Genomic DNA, 16342 nt, shown 5'->3' with positions numbered 1-16342 from the left:
TGGCCTTGGCGGGCGCGGCCTTGCTCGCGGCGGGCTTGGCGGCCGTGCTGCGCGTGGCCTTGGCGGGCGCGGCCTTGCTCGCGGCGGGCTTGGTGGCCGTGCTGCGGGCGGGCCTGGCGGACGCGGCCTTGCTCGCGGCGGGCTTGGTGGCCGTGCTGCGGGAGGGCCTGGCGGGCGCGGCCTTGCTCGCGGCGGGCTTGGTGGCCGTGCTGCGGGTGGGCTTGGCGGGCGCGGCCTTGCTCGCGGCGGGCTTGGCGGCGGCGCTGCGGGCGGGCTTGGCGGGCGCGGTCTTGCTCGCGGCGGGCTTGGTGGCGGCGCTGCGGGCGGTCTTCACCGGCGCGGCCTTGGCGGCGGCGCGCGGCGCCTTGGCGGCGGGGGCGCTCCGGGTGGAAGCGCGGCTGGTGCTGCCGGTGCGCGATGCCGTGCCGCTCTTGCGGGGCGTCTCGTCCGGGCTCTTCGGGGTGCGGGCTATGGCAGCCTCCTGTCTCTTTTCTTCGCGTGCTCTATGGCGTGGCCCGATGCCTGCGGACCAGTACCGAAAATGCGCAACCGCTCAGCGGTTCCGCAACCATCCCGTGCCGGACTGGCGCAGGGCGGTGGCGCTGGCCGGGTGCTCGCGCGCCGGCACCAGTGCCCAACCCGCCCCCCAGCCTGCTCCCCAGCCCACCCCCCGGCCCATCTCCTCCGGGGCCAGCAGCGCCCCGGGCCGGCGGCGGCGGCGGCGCATCTGCGCGGCGGCGGCGCCGTGCAGCGCCCGGCGGCTCCAGCCCGGGCGCGGCAGCACCGCCAGGGCGGTGCCCGCCACCAGCCGCCGCCAGTCCCGCCAGCGCGGCAATTGCCACAGATTATCCGCCCCGATGATCCACACGAAGCGGACCCGCGGGAACATCTGCCGCAGCCGCGCCAGGGTGCGCGCGCTGTAGCGCTGGCCGATCGCCGCCTCCAGCCCGGTGGCGATGACGCCCACCCCATCGGCGATGGCGCGGGCCGAGGCCAGCCGCCGCGCGAAGGGCGCCATGCCGCGCGCCGGCTTCAGCGGATTGCCCGGCGAGACCAGCAGCCACACCTGATCCAGCCGCAGCGCGCGCCGCGCCTGCCGCGCCACATGGCGGTGGCCGTCATGCGCCGGGTTGAAACTGCCGCCGAGCAGGCCGATGCGCCGCCGGCGCCCATCCCCCCAGCGCCCCGGCTGGGCGAGGCCGTGTTGCATGCTCAGGGCCGTGTCTGCCCGCTGCCGAGGACGTGGTAGCGATAGGTGCAAAGCTGCTCCAGCCCCACCGGCCCGCGCGCATGCAGCCGCCCGGTGGCGATGCCGATCTCCGCGCCGAAGCCGAATTCCCCGCCATCGCAGAACTGGGTGGAGGCGTTCCACATCCCCACCGCCGAATCCAGCCCGGCCAGGAATTCCGCCGCCGCGCCCTCATCCTGGGTCACGATGGCCTCGGTATGCTCGCTGCCATGGCGGCGGATATGCGCCAGCGCCGCCTGCACCCCGTCCACCACGGCGATGGAGAGGATGGCGTCCAGCCACTCGGTCGAGAAATCCGCCGCGCTGGCTTCGGCCAGCTCCGGCAGGATGGCGCGGGCGCGCGCATCGGCGCGGAAATCGCAGCCCAGGGCGCGCAGATCCGCCACCAGCACGGGCAGCAGGGCGGGGGCGATGGCGGCGTCGATCAGCAGCGTCTCGGTGGCGCCGCAGATGCCGGTGCGGCGCATCTTGGCATTGGCCAGCAGGCGCCGCGCCATCTCCGGCTCCGCCGCCGCGTGGATATAGGTGTGGCACAGCCCCTCGGCATGGGCGAGCACGGGAACCCGCGCCTCCTGCATCACCCGCGTCACCAGCCCCTTGCCGCCGCGCGGGATGATGAGGTCGATCATCCCCGCCGCCGCCAGCATGGCGCCGACAAAGGCGCGGTCCTGGGTGGGGGCGATCTGGATGGCGGCCTCCGGCAGGCCCGCCGCGCGCAGCCCGTCCAGCAGCGCGGCATGGATGGCGGCGACCGAGCGCGCGCTCTCGCTGCCGCCGCGCAGGATGACGGCGGAGCCCGCCTTCAGGCACAGCCCGCCGGCATCGGCCGCGACATTCGGTCGGCTCTCGAAAATCATGCCGATGACGCCGAGCGGCTGCGCCACGCGGCGGATCACCAGCCCGTTCGGGCGGGTCCATTCGGAGAGGCTGCGGCCCACCGGGTCGGGCAGTTCGGCCATCTCCTCCAGGCCGCGCGCCATCGCCTCGATACGGGCGGGGGTCAGGGTCAGGCGGTCCTGGAAGGAGGGGGAGAGGCCGGGCGCCCCGGCCAGGTCGGCGGCATTCGCGGCCAGGATCTCCGCCTCGCGCGCGCGCAGCGCCGCCGCCGCCGCGCGCAGCGCCGCGTCCTTCGACGGTCGGTCCGCCCGCGCCAGCAGGGCAGAGGCCGCGCGGGCCGCCTGGGCAACAGGGAGGATCGGGTTCGTCATGGCATCCACGGCGCGCTGTTCCTTCAGTGTTGGACACTGGGGGAGAATGAATTCTCCCCCAGACCCCCGCTTCTTTTTTCTTTCAGATAGAAAAAGAGGATGGGGGTCCGGGGGAAGAATTCTTTCTTCCCCCGGCTTTTTTAAAGCACCACGAGGTCGTCGCGGTGGATGATCTCATCCCGCCCGCGCCACCCCAGGATGGTCTCGATCTCCTCCGAGCGCCGCCCGGCGATCTGGCGGGCGGCCTCGGCATCATAGGCGGAGAGGCCGCGCGCCAGCTCGGTGCCCGCTTCGTCGCGCACCGCCAGCGGGTCGCCCCGGCCGAACTCGCCCTCCACCCCGCGCACCCCGGCGGGCAGCAGGGAGGAGCCGGCGCGCAGGGCGCGGGCCGCCCCGGCATCCACCACCAGCACGCCGAGCGGCGCCAGCGAGCCGGCGATCCACTGCTTGCGCGAGGAGCGCCCCTCCGGCGCCGGCAGGAACCAGGAGCAGCGCGCCCCCTCCTCCAGCGCCGCCAGCGGGTGCTCGCGCTGGCCGAGGGCGATGGCCATGGCGCAGCCCGCGCCGGTGGCGATGCGCGCGGCGATCAGCTTGGTGCGCATGCCGCCCGAGGAATAGCCCGGCGGCGGCTCGCCCCCCATGGCCATGATCTCGTCCGTCACGCGCTCCACCACCGGCAGGTGGCGCGCCGCCGGGTCGTTGCGCGGGTCGGCGGTGTAGAGCCCGTCAATATCGGAGAGCAGCACCAGCGCATCGGCATGGATCATCTCGGCGACACGGGCGGCGAGGCGGTCATTGTCGCCGAAGCGGATCTCGGCGGTGGCCACCGTGTCGTTCTCGTTGATGACGGGAACACAGCCGAGGTCGAGCAGCGTGCCCAGCGTGGCGCGGGCATTGAGGTAGCGGCGGCGGTCCTCGCTATCCTCCAGCGTCAGCAGGAGCTGCGCGGCGTTCAGCCCGTGCCGCGAGAGCGCGGCCTGCCAGGCCCCGGCGAGGCGGATCTGCCCGACGGCGGCGGCCGCCTGCTTCTCCTCCAGCCGCAGCTTCTTGCGCGTCAGCCCGAGGGCGCGGCGGGCCAGCGCGATGGCGCCGGAGGAGACCAGCACCACCTCCACCCCGCGGGCGCGCAGCGCCGCCACATCGGCGGCGACGGACGCGATCCACGCCTCCCGCGGGCTGGCCGTCTCGGCGTCCACGACCAGGGCGGAGCCGATCTTGACGACGATCCGGCGCGCGGCGCCGAGGGAGGGGGTGGTCATGCGGATTCGCTCTCGCGGTGGCGGTAGATGGTGTCGGCCAGTTCACGCAGCACGGCGGGCACATTCTCCTGCGTCACCCCGCTGATGAGGTGGACAGGGCGGCCGGTGGCGCGTTCCAGCGCCTTGACGCGGCTGGCCTTGGCCTGCGGCGTCATGGCGTCGAGCTTGTTCAGCGCGATGATCTCGGGCTTCCCGGAGAGGCCGCCGCCATAGCCTTCCAACTCGGCGCGCACCGTCTCATAGGCGCCGACGGGGTCGGCCTGGCTGCCATCGATCAGGTGCAGCAGCACGGCGCAGCGCTCGACATGGCCGAGGAAGCGGGTGCCGAGGCCGGCGCCCTCATGCGCGCCCTCGATCAGGCCGGGGATATCGGCCAGGACGAATTCCTCGGTGGCGTTCAGCCGCACCACGCCGAGCTGCGGCGTCAGCGTGGTGAAGGGATAGTCGGCGATCTTCGGCCGCGCCGCGCTGGCCACCGACAGGAAGGTGGACTTGCCGGCATTGGGCAGGCCGACCAGCCCGGCATCGGCGATCAGCTTCAGGCGCAGCCAGACCCAGCGTTCCTCGCCCGGATAGCCCTTGTCGGCGCGGCGCGGCGCGCGGTTGGTGCTGGACTTGAAATGGGCATTGCCATGGCCGCCATCGCCGCCATGGCAGAGGATGAAGCGCTGGCCGGGCTGGGTGAGGTCGGCCAGGACGGTCTCCTTGTCCTCATCCAGGATGACGGTGCCGACGGGCACCTTCAGCACCACATCCTCCGAGCCGGCGCCGGTGCGGTCCGAGCCCGCGCCATTGCCGCCCTTGCGCGCCTTGAAGTGCTGGGAATAGCGGTAGTCGATGAGGGTGTTCAGGCCGGGCACGGCCTCGATCACGATATCGCCGCCCTTGCCGCCATTGCCGCCATCGGGGCCGCCGAACTCGATATATTTCTCACGGCGGAAGGCGATGACGCCATCGCCCCCGTCACCGGCCTTCACCCAGATCTTGGCTTCGTCGAGGAACTTCATGGGGGAGGCGTGTCCGGGGCGGGGAGGGGAGGGGGGATGGGCAAACGAAAACGGGGGCCTTGCGGCCCCCGTTCGCGGAATTTTCGGCTCGCGGAGGCGCGCGTCGTTACTCGGCGGCCTGCGGCAGCGGCTCGACGGAGACGTGGACGCGGCCCTCGGCGCGGCGGGTGAACTTCACCTTGCCCTCGACGGCGGCGTGGATGGAGTGGGTGCGGCCCAGCAGGACGTTCTGGCCCGGGATCATCTTCGTGCCGCGCTGGGTCACGATGATGTTGCCAGCGAGGACATGCTCGCCGCCGAACTTCTTGACGCCCAGCCGCTTACCGGCGGAGTCGCGCCCGTTGCGGGAGGAGCCGCCGGCCTTTTTATGCGCCATGGTTGGTGTCTCCTAGGAAACTGTCTGATCAGGCCGCGGCGATGGCGGAAATGCGCAGCACCGTCTGGGGCTGGCGGTGGCCGTTCTTGCGGCGGCTGTTCTGCCGGCGGCGCTTCTTGAAGATGATGACCTTCTCACCCTTCTTGTGCTCGAGCACCGTGGCGGTGACGGAGGCGCCGGCCACGATGGGCGCGCCGATCGTCAGGCCAGCCTCGCCGGAGACGGCGAGGACATCCTGGAAGGTGATGGTCTGGCCGGGTTCGGCCTCCAGCTTCTCGACGATCAGCACGGCGTTCGGGGTGACGCGGTACTGCTTGCCGCCGGTGCGGATCACTGCGTAGGTCATGGGGCGCCCTGAAAGCTTTGCCGTGCTGGCCTGACTGAAAAACGATGAGCGGCCGAGAACGGCCATCGGCGGGACCGAAACCCCGCCGGGAGGTCGGCCGTATAGACCCCGCAATGGCCGCGAGTCAACGCCGGGGGGTGGATTCGTCCTGTCCTGGCGCAAACTCGGCGTTGCGCTCCGCGCAAAGCCCCTCTATATCCCGCCCCGCCCGATGACCGGCACCTCCGCGGAGAGGTGACAGAGTGGTCGATTGTGACGGTCTCGAAAACCGTTGTACTCGCAAGGGTACCGTGGGTTCGAATCCCACCCTCTCCGCCAGTTCCATCCCCCCTTCTACAGAGCCATCGACAAGGCGCTCTCCCCTGTGCTGGCAGGCTGTGGCGTCGATCCCTGATGCTCTGACCGCCTTTCTCCAACAGGCCATGCTCCGCTTGGGATGCCATGGCGCGCCGCCGGCAGCACCATCCGGGTCTGCAAGGCGAGCCCCCCCTCAGGGCGCCGCGGAGCGCGGCCCGCCCGCCCGCGCGCTGGACCAGCGCCGGTAATCGGCGGGCGTCATCCCGGTCAGCTGGGCGAAAGCCCGCCGGAAGGCGCTCTCCTCGGCATAGCCGCAGGCCAGTGCGATCTGCTTGACGCTGGCGCCCGGCGTTTCCAGCAGGACGCAGGCGGTTTCAATCCTCACGCGGGTGATGAACGCCTTGGGCGACTCATGGGTCAGTTCCTTGAGCCGCCGGTGCAGGGTCCGCCCGCTGAGGCCCAGCGCCTCGGCCAGCCCCTCGGCCGACAGGCTGGGCCTGGCGTGGCGGATGATCTGCTCGGCCCGCAGGAGCAGCGGGTCGGTGGCGTTGACGAAGCCGCGCGGGGCATAGACCAGCTGCGGCAGCGGCTGGCTGTCCGCGACGGAGATGTCGGCCGCCAGCTTGGCCACCTTGGGCCCCGCCAGGCGCCGGATCACATGCAGGGCGAGATCGACCCAGGAGAGCGGCCCCCCGGTCGTGACGATGCGGTCCTGCTCCTCCACCGCCGTTCCCCAGACGGGGCGCGCCTTCGGGAAGCGCTGCCGGAAGGCGTGGTGCAGCCACCATGTCGTGGTGCAGCGCCGGCCGTCGAGCAGGCCGGCCTCCCCGGCCACGAAGGTCCCGGCACAGGCCGCGCCGACCAGCGCGCCCCGCTGATGCACGGCCCTCAGCCACTCCGCCGCCGCCTGGATCGAGGGGGAAGAGGGCGGCAGCCGGTCGGGGCCGAGCGCCATGCCGGTGGCCAGCGCCGCGTCGCACCGCCCGATCTCCTGAAATGCCGCGTCAACCGGGATCAGCCGACCCTGCGGATCGCGGAGGGGGAGGCCATCGCTGCTGACGATGCGCGTCTGGAACAGCGGCCCCGCCCCGTCCGGCAGGCCTGTGGCGGCGCCCTCCGGCGGCGTGCGCAGCGCCTGGTTGGTCATCCAGAACAGGTCGGCCAGGCCGGTGATGGAGGAGAGGAGGCTGCCTTCCACGGCGATGATCGCGATCCGCATGGCTCACCCCCCTCCGGAGATTTGGCGAATTTTGCATGAAGTCTGTCCAGCTTGCCAGCTTATGAGCCTGCCCGGGCGCCTCTAGCTTTCCGGCTCTGCTGGATGGAGGTCCGCTCATGAACTTTCCCCGCGCCAGGAGCGCCCCGCCCGCCCGCTGGCTGCGCCGTCTGGCGGCCCTGCTGGGGCTGGCCGCCGCGGTGGGCGCCAGCCCGGCGGCGGCGGCTGAGCCCACCCTGCGCGATATCGTCCTGGTGCATGGCGCCTTCGTGGACGGGTCCGGCTGGGTGCCGGTCATCTCCCGCCTGCAGGCCATGGGCTACCATGTCACCGCGGTGCAGAACCCGCTGACCTCGCTGGCCGACGACGTGGCCGCGACCGAGCGGGTCCTGCGCCGGCAGGCCGGCGGGGTGCTGCTGGTGGGGCATTCCTGGGGCGGCGCGGTCATCACCCAGGCCGGCAATGCCGCCAATGTCAAAGGCCTCGTCTATCTCTCGGCCCTGGCGCCGGCCAGCGGCGAGTCGGTGGCCGGGCTGCTGCAGGAGCTGGGGGCGCCGATGTCCGGCCTGCAGCCGGATGCGGAGGGCATGATCTGGCTCGATGACCCGCAGCGCTTCCACCAGCTCATGGCGGCGGACCTGCCCCTGGCGAAGGCGCGGGAACTGGCCGCGGTCCAGCAGCCCATCGCCGCCGCCAGCTTCGCCGAGCGCATCCCGCAGGCCGCCTGGCTGTCCCGGCCGAGCTGGTACCTGCTGACCACCGGGGACCAGGCCCTCCCGCCCGCCGTGCAGGGCGCCATCGCGCGGCGGATCGGCGCCACGGCCGTCTCCCTCGCATCCAGCCACCTGTCGCTGCTCTCCCATCCTGACGCGGTCGCCGCCCTGATCGACCGGGCCGCCCGGCAGGCCGCGCGCTAACGCAGCCCCACGCCACACCGAAAGGCGAGATCACCATGAAGATCCTGCATCTCGACTCCAGCATCCTGGGCGGGAATTCCCTCACCCGGGACCTCTCCGCCGCGGTGGTCGCCGATCTCCGCGCCCGCGACCCCGAAGCCGAGGTGGCGTATCGCGACCTCGTGGCCGAGGAGATCCGCCATCTGGATGGCGCGATCGCCGCCGGCTTCCGCCCCACCGGCGGCGGCGGCTTCGACGCCGCCACCCTCCAGGAGCACCAGCTCTCCGAGGCGCTGGTGGCGCAGTTCCTGGCCAGCGATGTCCTGGTGATCGGCGCGCCGATGTACAATTTCTCCGTGCCGAGCCAGCTGAAGGCATGGCTGGACCGGATTGCCCAGGCGGGGCGGACCTTCCGCTATACCGAGAAGGGACCGGTGGGCCTCTCGGGCGGCCGGAGCGTCATCATCGTCTCCGGCCGTGGCGGCTTCTATGCGGGCGGCGGCCCGCTGGCGGCCCTGGATTTCCAGGAAGCCTATCTCCGGGCCTTCTTCGGCTTCCTCGGCATCACCGATATCCGCGTGGTGCGGGCCGAGGGAGCGTCGAAGGGCGAGGCCATCCGCGCCCAGGGGCTGGAAGCCGCCCGGGCCGCCATCGCGGAGGCGACCGCCGGCCTCGGCCGGCCCGCGGCATAACCGGGCGGGCAGGGATCAGGCCATGCTGTTTTCCATCACGCTGTCCTACCTCCGCCCCCCGGCGGACATCCAGGCGCATCTCGACGCCCACAAGGCGTGGCTCGTGCGCCACATCCAGGCCGGGAGCATCCTCTGCGCCGGACCTCTCCAGAATGGCCAGGGCGGCTTCATCCTGGCCCATGGAGAAGGGCTCTCCGACATCGAGGGCATGATCGCGGAGGACCCGTTCGACCGCCACGGGCTGGCGTCCTTCGCCATCCAGGCCTGCGACCCGGCGATCCGCGCGGGGGATTTCCCCGCGCGCTGGGCCGCCGGCGCGAAAAGCGCCTGACGGTTCCGGCGCGCCTGCCGCGGGGCCGCCCGCGTTGCTCCCCCCCTCCTGGGGCGGCCCTCCCGCCGGTCACCCGGCTTCCATCAGCCGGGCGACCTCGCCGCCCGTGCGGACCGCCTCCAGCACCTCCCCGGCGATCACCGAGCCGGGGCCGGCCGCGCGGGCGATCACGACGGCGCCGACCAGCGTGGCGAAGAGGCGCAGCACCGCCGGGCGCTGGGCGCCCGGGGCGGCGCCGAGCGCGGCCGTGGCCTTCTCGGCCAGGAGCTCGATGCCTTCCCGGAAGGCCTGGGACACCGGGCCGCCAAGATGGGCGGCCTCGCTGCCCACGGCGGCGACCGGGCAGCCGAGCGCCGGATTGTCGAGATGCGCCGCCGAGAGATAAAGCCCGACATAGCTGCGCACCATGTCAGGGCCCGCCGCCGCGTCCCCCGCCGCCCCGCCGCCCGCCGTGAGGAGGGGCAGCCGGTCCGCGAAGGCCTCGGCCATGGCCTCGGCGATCAGCGCCTCCTTGGAGGGGAAATGCCGGTAGAACCCGCCATGGGTCATGCCGGCCGCCTCCATGATCTCGGCCACGCCGACGCCATCGAAGCCCCTTTCCCGGTAGAGCCGGGCGGCTTCCCTCAGGATCCGCCGGCGGCTCTCGGCTGTCTCTTCCTTGCTCTTGCGCATGCTTCCGCTCCTTTGGCCCGGCATTGGCGTATGGCTGAGAGGCTGTCTGGAGAGGCGGGCCCCCCGTGGCTCGATGGGGCTTCGCCTCCTCAAACGCCCCCCTCTCATTCCCGGCCAGGATACAGCGCCCCCCCGCACCCGCCATCAGGAGGCGCTGACGAAGGGGTTCCAAAGCCGCGGGCCTTGGGGGGCTGCCCCGCACTGTCAAACGGCCCCCCGCCTTCTTTTGCCCCCGCCTTCTTTTGGTCCAGGCCTCCTGGAAAGGCGCGGCGCGCCCCCTGCCGCCCCGGCCACGCCGGAGCCCTGATCAGGCGGCGGCCTCCAGCCGGGTCTCGAGCAGGAGGCGGGCGATCGCCTCCGGGCGCTCCAGGGCGGCAAAATGGCCGGTATCGGCCAGGGTGACCATCCGGCTGTGGGGGAGGAGCCGCGCGGCCTCGTCGCGCTCGGCCAGCGTCGACCAGTCCTGCGCGCCATAGACGAGGGTGACCGGAGCGGTGACGCGGCCATAGAGGCCACGGGCCGCGACATAGCTGCCGAGGCTGCGCAGATATCCGGTGGCGGTCCGGGCGAAGCCGGGGCGCTGCCCGCTGCGCACCAGCTCCGCCACGAAATCCGCCGGCAGCCGGCCCGGATCGGCGAAGCCGCCCCGCAGGATGGCGCCGAGCACCGCCGGGTTCTCCGCCTTCGCCGGGAGGAGCCCGATGCCGGGGATGCGCATCACCTTGATCACGAGGGAGGCCACCAGGTTGGCGCGCTCCACCCCGCCCGGATAGTCATAGGGGTTGAGCGCCACCACATGCGTGGCGCGCGGGCCAAGCCCGGCGGCCATGGTGAGGGCGAGGGTGGCGCCCATGGATTCCCCGGCAAGGGTCAGGCTGCCGAGGCCGAGCTGCTCCACCACCTCCAGCATGGCGCTGCGCACCGCCGGTTCGTCCTGGCCCGCCTCCGGCGTGGCATCGGACCAGCCGAGCCCCGGCAGGTCCACCGCATGGACGGTGAAGCGCCGCGTCAGGAGGGGGATCAGCCGCTGGAAATAGTCGAGCTGCGTCCGCAGCGTGTGCATCAGGAGGAGGGCCGGGCCCGTGCCGGCCTCGAGATGGCGGATCCGCCGCCCGTCGGCGAGGCGGAGGAAGCCGGTCTTCGCGCGGCCGGCCCAGGCGCGGGTGTAATCGGAGGGCATGGAGCGTGTCCTGTCGGGAGGGAGAGGGGGCCTAGTGCCGCGCGGCGGCCTGCGCGGTCGCGGCCTGCGCGGTGGCGGGAGGCACTGGCACTGGCACTGGCACTGGCGCCGGCCGCGCGCGGGGCGCGCGCCCCACCCGGAACCAGGCGGCGTAGAGCGCCGGCAGGAAGAAGAGCGTCAGCACCGTGCCGATGAGCGTCCCGCCGATCAGCACGATCGCCATCGGGCCCCAGAAGCTCGTCAGCGTCAGCGGCAGGAAGGCGAGGATGGCGGCGAGCGCCGTCAGCACCACGGGGCGGGCGCGCCGCACCGTCGTCTCGATGATGGCCTCGCGCATCGTCAGGCCCTGGGCCATGTCGGTGTCGATCTGGTCGACGAGGATCAGCGTGTTGCGGACGATGATCCCGCCCAGCGCCAGGATGCCGAGCAGCGCCACGAAGCCGAAGGGCTTGCCGGTCAGCGCCAGGGAGAAGCTGGCGCCGATGAAGCCCAGCGGGAAGGTCAGGAAGGTGACGAAGAGCCGGCTGAAGCTGCGCACCTGGATCATGATCAGCGTCAGCATGATGAGCGCCATCAGCGGCAGGATCTTGAAGAGGGCCGCGTTGGCCTTGGCGCTTTCCTCGACCGCGCCGCCGGTGTCGACGCGGTAGCCCGGCGGCAGCGTGGCGAGGATGGGCTGCAGCCGGGGCAGCAGCGCATGGGTCACGTCCGGCCCCTGCGCGCCATCCACCACATCGGCGCGCACCGAGAGCACCACATCGCCATTGCGCCGCCACAGGATGGGCTCCTCCGCCACGGGCGTGATGCGCGCGATCTGCGACAGCGGCACGGCGAGGCCCGAGGGCGTCGTGATGGTGATGTCGCCGAGCCGGTCGAGCGCCGCGCGCTCCTCGGCGGCGGCGCGCACCACCACATCGGCCAGGCGGTTGTCCTCGCGCAGCTGGGTGGCGGTGGCGCCGGAGAGGACGATCTGCAGCGTCTGCGCCACCTCCGCCGAGGAGAGGCCGAGCTGCTTCACGCGCGCCTGGTCGAGCACGAAGCGGACCGACTTCGCCTCCTCGCCCCATTGCAGCTCGACATCGCGCGTCTCGCCCTGGTCGCGCATCACGTCGCGGATGCGCCCGGCGATGGTCTTCACCACCGCGGCCTCCGGCCCCGCCACGCGGAACTGCACCACATGCCCGGTGGGCGGCCCGAAATCGAGCCGCAGCACGCGGCCGCGCATGGCGCCCTCCTCCGCCGCGAAATGGCGGATGAGGTCGGCGCGCAGCGCCTCGCGCGCCGCGTTGCCGCGGGTCATGATGACGAGCAGCGCGAAATTCTCGTTGGGCAGCGCCGGGTTGAGCGCGAGATAGAAGCGTGGCGCGCCCTGGCCGATATAGGTGGCGACATGCGCGACCTCGGGCCGGCCGGCGAGCAGGGCCTCCACCCGGCCCACCTCCGCCTGGGAGAGGGCGAAGCTCGCGCCCTCGGCGCCGCGCAGCTCGACCAGCAGCTCATGCCGCTCGGATTGCGGGAAGAACTGCCGCGGCACGCGGGTGAAGGCGGCGCCGGCGGCGGCGAAGGCCAGCAGCGTCAGCCCGATCACCGCCCAGCGCCAGCGCAGCACGAGGTCCACGACGCGGCGGAAGCGGTCGAAGAAGGGGGTGTGGTAGGGGTCGTGGGCACCGCGCGCCGCCGCCTCCGCCTCCAGCCGCCGCGGCAGCAGGGTGACGCCGAGATAGGGCGTGAACACCACCGCCACGATCCAGGAGACAGAGAGCGCGATCAGCAGCACCCAGAAGATGCCGCCCGCGTATTCGCCCGCCGTCGAGCGCGCGAAGCCCACCGGCAGGAAGCCAGCCACCGTCACCAGCGTGCCGATCAGCATCGGCTTCGCCGTCGAGGTCCAGGCGAAGGTGGCCGCCTTCACGCGGTCCATGCCCTCCTCGATCTTCACCAGCATCATCTCGATGGCGATGATCGCGTCATCCACCAGCAGCCCGAGCGCGAGGATGAGCGAGCCGAGCGTGATGCGCTGGAACTGCATGCCCGCCACCTCCATCACCACGAAGGTGATGGCCAGCGTCAGCGGCACGGAGAGCGCCACGATCACCCCGGCGGCGAAGCCCAGCGCCACGAAGGAGATCAGCAGCACGACGGCGATGGCGACGACGAATTTCAGCAGGAACTCGTCCACCGCCTCGGCGATGACCTCCGCCTGGTTCGTCGCCTGGTGCAGCCCGACGCCGAGCGGCAGCCCCGCCCGCGTCTCGCGCAGCGCTTCCTCCAGCGCCTGGCCGAGGGCGAGGCCATTGGCGCCTGCCCGCATGCGCACCGCGAGCGCCAGCGCCTCCTCGCCATTGAAGCGGGCGATGAAGCTGGGCGGGTCCTCGTAGCCGCGCGAGATGGTGGCGATGTCGCCAAGCCGCAGGGTGCGGCCCTGGATGGCGAGCGGCGCATCGGCCACGGCCGCGGCATCGGCGAAGGCGCCATCGACCTTGAGCGTGATCCGCTCGGCCGCTGTGTCGAGCGAGCCGGCGGGCACCAGCGCGTTCTGCTGCTGCAGCGCCTGGAAGACGGCGGTGACGGGAATGCCCAGCGTCGCGAGCTTCCTGTAGGAGAGATCGACGAAGATGCGGCGCGGGCGCTCGCCGACGATCTCCACCTTGTCGATATCGGCGATGCGCAGCAGGCGCTGGCGGAAGCGCTCCGCATAGGGCAGCAGGTCCTGCTGCGGCAGCTCGGGCGCCGTCAGCATGAAGACGGCGGCGTAGACATCCGCGTATTCGTCGTTGAAGAAGGGGCCGCGCAGCTCCTGCGGCAGGCTGGCGCGGATGTCGCCCACCTTCTTGCGGATCTCGTAGAACAGGTTCGCCACCTCGCCCGGCGGCGTGTCGTCACGCAGCTGCACCTGCACGACCGCCACGTTCTGCCGCGAATAGCTCTGCACCCAGTCAAGGCGCGGCAGGGTGCGGATCTTCGTCTCGATGGGATCGGCCACCTGGCGCTGCACCTCCTCGGCCGTGGCGCCCGGCCAGACGGCCGAGATCACCATGGTCTTGATGGTGAAGGAGGGGTCCTCCGCCCGGCCGAGATTCAGGTAGGAGAAGCCGCCGGCGGCCAGCGCGACCAGCATGAGGAACAGGACCACGGCCCGGTTCCGCACCGCCCAGGCGGAGAGGTTGAGGCCGCTCACGACCGCCCCCCCTGGCCCCGCGCCGCCCCGGCGGTGGAGAGAGAAGCCCCGCCCGGCCCTTCCACCACGCGCACCCGCGCCCCCTCATCGAGGCGGTGCACGCCGAGCGTGACGATGCGCTCGCCCGTGGCGAGGCCCCCCACCTCCGCCGTCTCCGCGCCCAGGCGGAGGAGGGAGACAGGCACGGCCCGCACCCGCCCCTCCCCCTGCTCCCCGCCGGGCTCCAGCCGCCAGACAACCGGCTGCCCCTGGCGGAAGAGCACCGCCGTCGCCGGGAGCCGCGCCACCGTGCCCGCCCCCTCGCGCGTGAGGTGGATGGTCACCGTGCTGCCCAGTTCGGCGCTGCCGGCACTGGCGGGGAGGGAGAAGCGCACGGCATAGGTCCGGCTGGCCGGGTCCGCCTGCGGCGCGATCTCGCGCAGCCGCGCGGCCTCGGGCGCGGCATCCCGGCCCCAGAAGCGCGCCGTCGCCGACCACGCCGCGAGATCGGCGACCTGCCCCTCCGGCACGCTCACCACCGCCTCGCGCTCGCCGGGGCGGACGAGGGTGAGCACCGCCTGGCCCAGCGCGACGACCTGCCCCGCCTCGGCCCGCAGCGCCGTCACGATGCCCTCATGCGGCGCCCGCAGCTCCGTGTAGGAGAGGTCGTTGCGCGCGAGCTCCAGCTGCTCCGCCGCCGCGCGCGCCTGGTTGGCGGCCACCTGGGCCGCCGCCCGGGCCCGCTCATAGGCGGCCTGGGAGGCCCAGCCCTGGGCGAGCAGCTGTGCCTGCCGGCGCTCCTCGGCGGCGGTCTGCACCGCCTGGGCCTGGGCCGCCGCCAGCGTCGCCCCGGCGGCGGCGAGCGCCGCGCGGTAATCGGCGGGGTCGAGCAGGAAGAGCAGCTCGCCCGCCTGGACGGACTGCCCCAGCTCGACCGCCCGGCGCAGGATCTTGCCGCCGACGCGGAAACCGAGCGCCGTCTCGTAGCGGGCGGCGACCGTGCCGGTGAAGCTCTTCTCCAGGCGGGCGGGGGCCTCGGCCACCGCGACCACCCGCACGCCGCGCACCGGGTCGGGCTTTTCCATGGCCGGATCCCCGGCGAAGCGGTCCCGGATGGTGCCGAGCGCGGCGGTGGCGGGGCCGAGCAGCGCGGCCCTGCTGGCAGGGATGGCCAGCAGCCCGCCCGCCAGCCCCCCCGCCCCGGCCAGGAGGAGGAGGCCCATCGCCAGCGGCCGCCGGTGGCGGTGCCGTGCCGCCGGATGCCCGGGAGCCGGATGGCCATGGGCGGGCGGCTCCGGTGCAGGGGGGAGTGGCGCAGGGGGGAGTGGCGCGGGAGGAGGGGGCAGGGAGGGCTCCGGCACGGAGTGCCCTGGGGGAGAGTGCGTATCCTGGGCCATGGTTCCGGTCCGCAAAAAGATGATGGTTGAACTCTATACACAATGGATGTTGTTCATCATCTTTTTTGTCAACGGAATTCCACGCCAGCCTGAGCCGGCGGCACGGCAGCGGGCATGGCTACCCGGATCCGCCCCCCCCTGCCGGATATCTGCCGGGTCCTGGATATTTTGGACTTTTCAGAGGTCTGGCAGGGAGCGCCGCCATGATCGCGCTGAAGGGGAACGGAAAATCCCACTCGGTGAATGTCGCCGGATCGGCGCCGCTGCTCTGGGCGCTGTGCGACGTGCCCGGCCTCACCGGCACCAAATATGGCTGCGGCATCGAGGTCTGCGGTGCCTGTCGCAGATGCCGAAGGTGGTGGCGCCCCTCCTGCAAACGCCAGGCGCTCCTGTCCCGGCCAATGCCTGGGCGCAGCCGACGGGGTTTCGTTCGGGTGAGGTGGTGGTTTTTGGAGTTATGCATATTCTTCTTTTTCTGAAGAAAAAGAAGCAAAAAGACTTTCTTTCAGGCTGCCGCCGTCTTCCGGCACAGCGGGACGCTGTACTGGAGAAAGTTTTTTGGTTCTTTTTTTCAAAAAAGAACACCTTGCCGAAAACCTATGGCGCGGCGGGGAACATCTTGCCCGCCATGGCCAGGGCGCGGGCCTGGTAGGCTTCGTTCAGGGCCGGGGTGCGGGAATGATAATTGCCGATGGCCTTCATCAGGTCACCCTTCTCGGCGGTCAGGTGCATGCGCAGGATGGCGCCAGCAACGGTGATGGCGAAGCAGCCATCCTCCACCAGCCGGCGGCGGACTTCCTCCTGCGGCAGGCCGGTGCCGCGTGACAGCGGCCCGAGCCACACCGTGTTCACCTGCATCAGGCCCAGATCCTCGCTGCCATTGCTGTTGCCGCGGACCATGCCGATGGCACCGCCCTCGATGGCCTGGATCACCGGCAGGACGCGCGGCGGCAGGCCCTGCACCTGGGCCACCGCCAGCATGCAGGCCAGCAGGGCCGGGCTCACCGCCCGGCCTCCCCACCCTGGAGCAGAAGGCCGCCATCGCCCATCGCCCGATCC

Annotated in this window: 17 protein-coding genes and 1 tRNA gene; 5 read left to right on the top strand and 13 right to left on the bottom strand. The window is 72.2% G+C overall.

The features are described 5' to 3' along the window. The 7 genes from NON00_RS15810 to rplU all read right to left on the bottom strand — a co-directional run. Nucleotides 1-334, bottom strand: a 334-nt coding sequence (locus NON00_RS15810; protein ID WP_256022813.1) for a hypothetical protein, incomplete at its 3' end; no start/stop codon positions are given. A 219-nt stretch (nucleotides 335-553) separates the two neighbouring features. Next, nucleotides 554-1210 (bottom strand): nicotinate-nucleotide adenylyltransferase, encoded by a 657-nt coding sequence (locus NON00_RS15805; RefSeq protein WP_256022811.1) that lies wholly within the window; start codon nucleotides 1208-1210, stop codon nucleotides 554-556. Nucleotides 1211-1212: 2 nt separating this feature from the next. Continuing rightward, nucleotides 1213-2457 carry a glutamate-5-semialdehyde dehydrogenase gene (locus NON00_RS15800; RefSeq protein ID WP_256022818.1) on the bottom strand — a complete coding sequence of 415 codons (1245 nt, stop codon included), beginning with the start codon at nucleotides 2455-2457 and terminating at the stop codon, nucleotides 1213-1215. A gap of 140 nt (nucleotides 2458-2597) precedes the next feature. After that, on the bottom strand, nucleotides 2598-3716 hold the full coding sequence (gene proB / locus NON00_RS15795; RefSeq protein ID WP_256022808.1) for a glutamate 5-kinase: 1119 nt from the start codon (nucleotides 3714-3716) through the stop codon (nucleotides 2598-2600). Continuing rightward, nucleotides 3713-4723 (bottom strand): GTPase ObgE, encoded by a 1011-nt coding sequence (gene obgE / locus NON00_RS15790; RefSeq protein WP_256022805.1) that lies wholly within the window; start codon nucleotides 4721-4723, stop codon nucleotides 3713-3715. The genes proB and obgE overlap by 4 nt, the downstream gene beginning before the upstream one ends. Before the next feature lie 106 nt (nucleotides 4724-4829). Then, complete coding sequence (rpmA, locus tag NON00_RS15785; protein ID WP_256022803.1) at nucleotides 4830-5099, bottom strand: 50S ribosomal protein L27; 270 nt, start codon at nucleotides 5097-5099, stop codon at nucleotides 4830-4832. 28 nt (nucleotides 5100-5127) lie between these two features. Further along, nucleotides 5128-5445 (bottom strand): 50S ribosomal protein L21, encoded by a 318-nt coding sequence (gene rplU, locus NON00_RS15780; protein WP_256022800.1) that lies wholly within the window; start codon nucleotides 5443-5445, stop codon nucleotides 5128-5130. A 228-nt stretch (nucleotides 5446-5673) separates the two neighbouring features. On the opposite strand from rplU, the gene NON00_RS15775 reads away from it, so the two are divergent. After that, nucleotides 5674-5763 (top strand) — tRNA-Ser (locus NON00_RS15775). A 172-nt stretch (nucleotides 5764-5935) separates the two neighbouring features. On the opposite strand, the gene NON00_RS15770 is transcribed toward NON00_RS15775, so the two are convergent. Further along, nucleotides 5936-6961, bottom strand: a complete 1026-nt coding sequence (locus NON00_RS15770) for a GlxA family transcriptional regulator (RefSeq protein ID WP_256022798.1) — start codon at nucleotides 6959-6961, stop codon at nucleotides 5936-5938. Between the two features lie 116 nt (nucleotides 6962-7077). Between NON00_RS15770 and NON00_RS15765 the strand changes: the two genes are divergently transcribed. From NON00_RS15765 to NON00_RS15755, 3 genes are read left to right on the top strand one after another with little or no spacing between them, the layout of a single operon-like run. Beyond that, nucleotides 7078-7875, top strand: a complete 798-nt coding sequence (locus NON00_RS15765) for an alpha/beta hydrolase (protein WP_256022795.1) — start codon at nucleotides 7078-7080, stop codon at nucleotides 7873-7875. A 35-nt stretch (nucleotides 7876-7910) separates the two neighbouring features. Continuing rightward, entirely contained in the window at nucleotides 7911-8546 is a 636-nt protein-coding gene (locus NON00_RS15760; RefSeq protein WP_256022792.1) for an FMN-dependent NADH-azoreductase, read from the top strand. A gap of 22 nt (nucleotides 8547-8568) precedes the next feature. Next, on the top strand, nucleotides 8569-8877 hold the full coding sequence (locus tag NON00_RS15755; RefSeq protein WP_256022790.1) for a YciI family protein: 309 nt from the start codon (nucleotides 8569-8571) through the stop codon (nucleotides 8875-8877). 69 nt (nucleotides 8878-8946) lie between these two features. Here the strand turns inward: NON00_RS15755 and NON00_RS15750 are convergent, their stop codons facing one another. The 4 genes from NON00_RS15750 to NON00_RS15735 all read right to left on the bottom strand — a co-directional run bounded on the left by NON00_RS15750 (nucleotide 8947) and on the right by NON00_RS15735 (nucleotide 15109). Next, nucleotides 8947-9549, bottom strand: coding sequence for a TetR/AcrR family transcriptional regulator (locus NON00_RS15750; protein ID WP_256022787.1), 603 nt, complete (start codon nucleotides 9547-9549; stop codon nucleotides 8947-8949). A gap of 307 nt (nucleotides 9550-9856) precedes the next feature. Beyond that, nucleotides 9857-10729 (bottom strand): alpha/beta fold hydrolase, encoded by an 873-nt coding sequence (locus NON00_RS15745; RefSeq protein ID WP_256022785.1) that lies wholly within the window; start codon nucleotides 10727-10729, stop codon nucleotides 9857-9859. Between the two features lie 31 nt (nucleotides 10730-10760). Continuing rightward, nucleotides 10761-13907 (bottom strand): efflux RND transporter permease subunit, encoded by a 3147-nt coding sequence (locus tag NON00_RS15740; protein WP_256022782.1) that lies wholly within the window; start codon nucleotides 13905-13907, stop codon nucleotides 10761-10763. Then, nucleotides 13904-15109, bottom strand: coding sequence for an efflux RND transporter periplasmic adaptor subunit (locus NON00_RS15735; protein ID WP_256022780.1), 1206 nt, complete (start codon nucleotides 15107-15109; stop codon nucleotides 13904-13906). Before NON00_RS15735 ends, NON00_RS15740 begins: the two co-directional genes overlap by 4 nt. A gap of 520 nt (nucleotides 15110-15629) precedes the next feature. Here NON00_RS15735 and NON00_RS15730 point away from each other — a divergent pair. Further along, complete coding sequence (locus NON00_RS15730; RefSeq protein ID WP_256022777.1) at nucleotides 15630-15935, top strand: hypothetical protein; 306 nt, start codon at nucleotides 15630-15632, stop codon at nucleotides 15933-15935. On the opposite strand, the gene NON00_RS15725 is transcribed toward NON00_RS15730, so the two are convergent. Next, entirely contained in the window at nucleotides 15881-16288 is a 408-nt protein-coding gene (locus tag NON00_RS15725) for a lytic transglycosylase domain-containing protein (RefSeq protein ID WP_256022775.1), read from the bottom strand. The two genes, NON00_RS15730 and NON00_RS15725, sit on opposite strands and share 55 nt — an antisense overlap. Nucleotides 16289-16342 lie beyond the last annotated feature (54 nt).

The sequence above is a fragment of the Roseomonas sp. GC11 genome (assembly GCF_024437745.1).
GTDB lineage: Bacteria > Pseudomonadota > Alphaproteobacteria > Acetobacterales > Acetobacteraceae > Pseudoroseomonas.
The sequence above is the reverse complement of the archived record's forward strand: the minus strand, read 5'-3'. Positions and strand labels throughout refer to the sequence as shown.

Bases quoted from the DNA above. Each gene is read 5' to 3' on its own strand.
- NON00_RS15760 (WP_256022792.1), top strand. From the start codon at position 7,911: ATGAAGATCCTGCATCTCGACTCCAGCATCCTGGGCGGGAATTCCCTC.
- rpmA (WP_256022803.1), bottom strand. From the start codon at position 5,099: ATGGCGCATAAAAAGGCCGGCGGCTCCTCCCGCAACGGGCGCGACTCC.
- NON00_RS15735 (WP_256022780.1), bottom strand. From the start codon at position 15,109: ATGGGCCTCCTCCTCCTGGCCGGGGCGGGGGGGCTGGCGGGCGGGCTG.
- NON00_RS15730 (WP_256022777.1), top strand. From the start codon at position 15,630: ATGCCGAAGGTGGTGGCGCCCCTCCTGCAAACGCCAGGCGCTCCTGTC.
- NON00_RS15750 (WP_256022787.1), bottom strand. From the start codon at position 9,549: ATGCGCAAGAGCAAGGAAGAGACAGCCGAGAGCCGCCGGCGGATCCTG.
- NON00_RS15755 (WP_256022790.1), top strand. From the start codon at position 8,569: ATGCTGTTTTCCATCACGCTGTCCTACCTCCGCCCCCCGGCGGACATC.
- NON00_RS15745 (WP_256022785.1), bottom strand. From the start codon at position 10,729: ATGCCCTCCGATTACACCCGCGCCTGGGCCGGCCGCGCGAAGACCGGC.
- NON00_RS15765 (WP_256022795.1), top strand. From the start codon at position 7,078: ATGAACTTTCCCCGCGCCAGGAGCGCCCCGCCCGCCCGCTGGCTGCGC.
- rplU (WP_256022800.1), bottom strand. From the start codon at position 5,445: ATGACCTACGCAGTGATCCGCACCGGCGGCAAGCAGTACCGCGTCACC.
- NON00_RS15770 (WP_256022798.1), bottom strand. From the start codon at position 6,961: ATGCGGATCGCGATCATCGCCGTGGAAGGCAGCCTCCTCTCCTCCATC.
- proB (WP_256022808.1), bottom strand. From the start codon at position 3,716: ATGACCACCCCCTCCCTCGGCGCCGCGCGCCGGATCGTCGTCAAGATC.
- obgE (WP_256022805.1), bottom strand. From the start codon at position 4,723: ATGAAGTTCCTCGACGAAGCCAAGATCTGGGTGAAGGCCGGTGACGGG.
- NON00_RS15800 (WP_256022818.1), bottom strand. From the start codon at position 2,457: ATGACGAACCCGATCCTCCCTGTTGCCCAGGCGGCCCGCGCGGCCTCT.
- NON00_RS15805 (WP_256022811.1), bottom strand. From the start codon at position 1,210: ATGCAACACGGCCTCGCCCAGCCGGGGCGCTGGGGGGATGGGCGCCGG.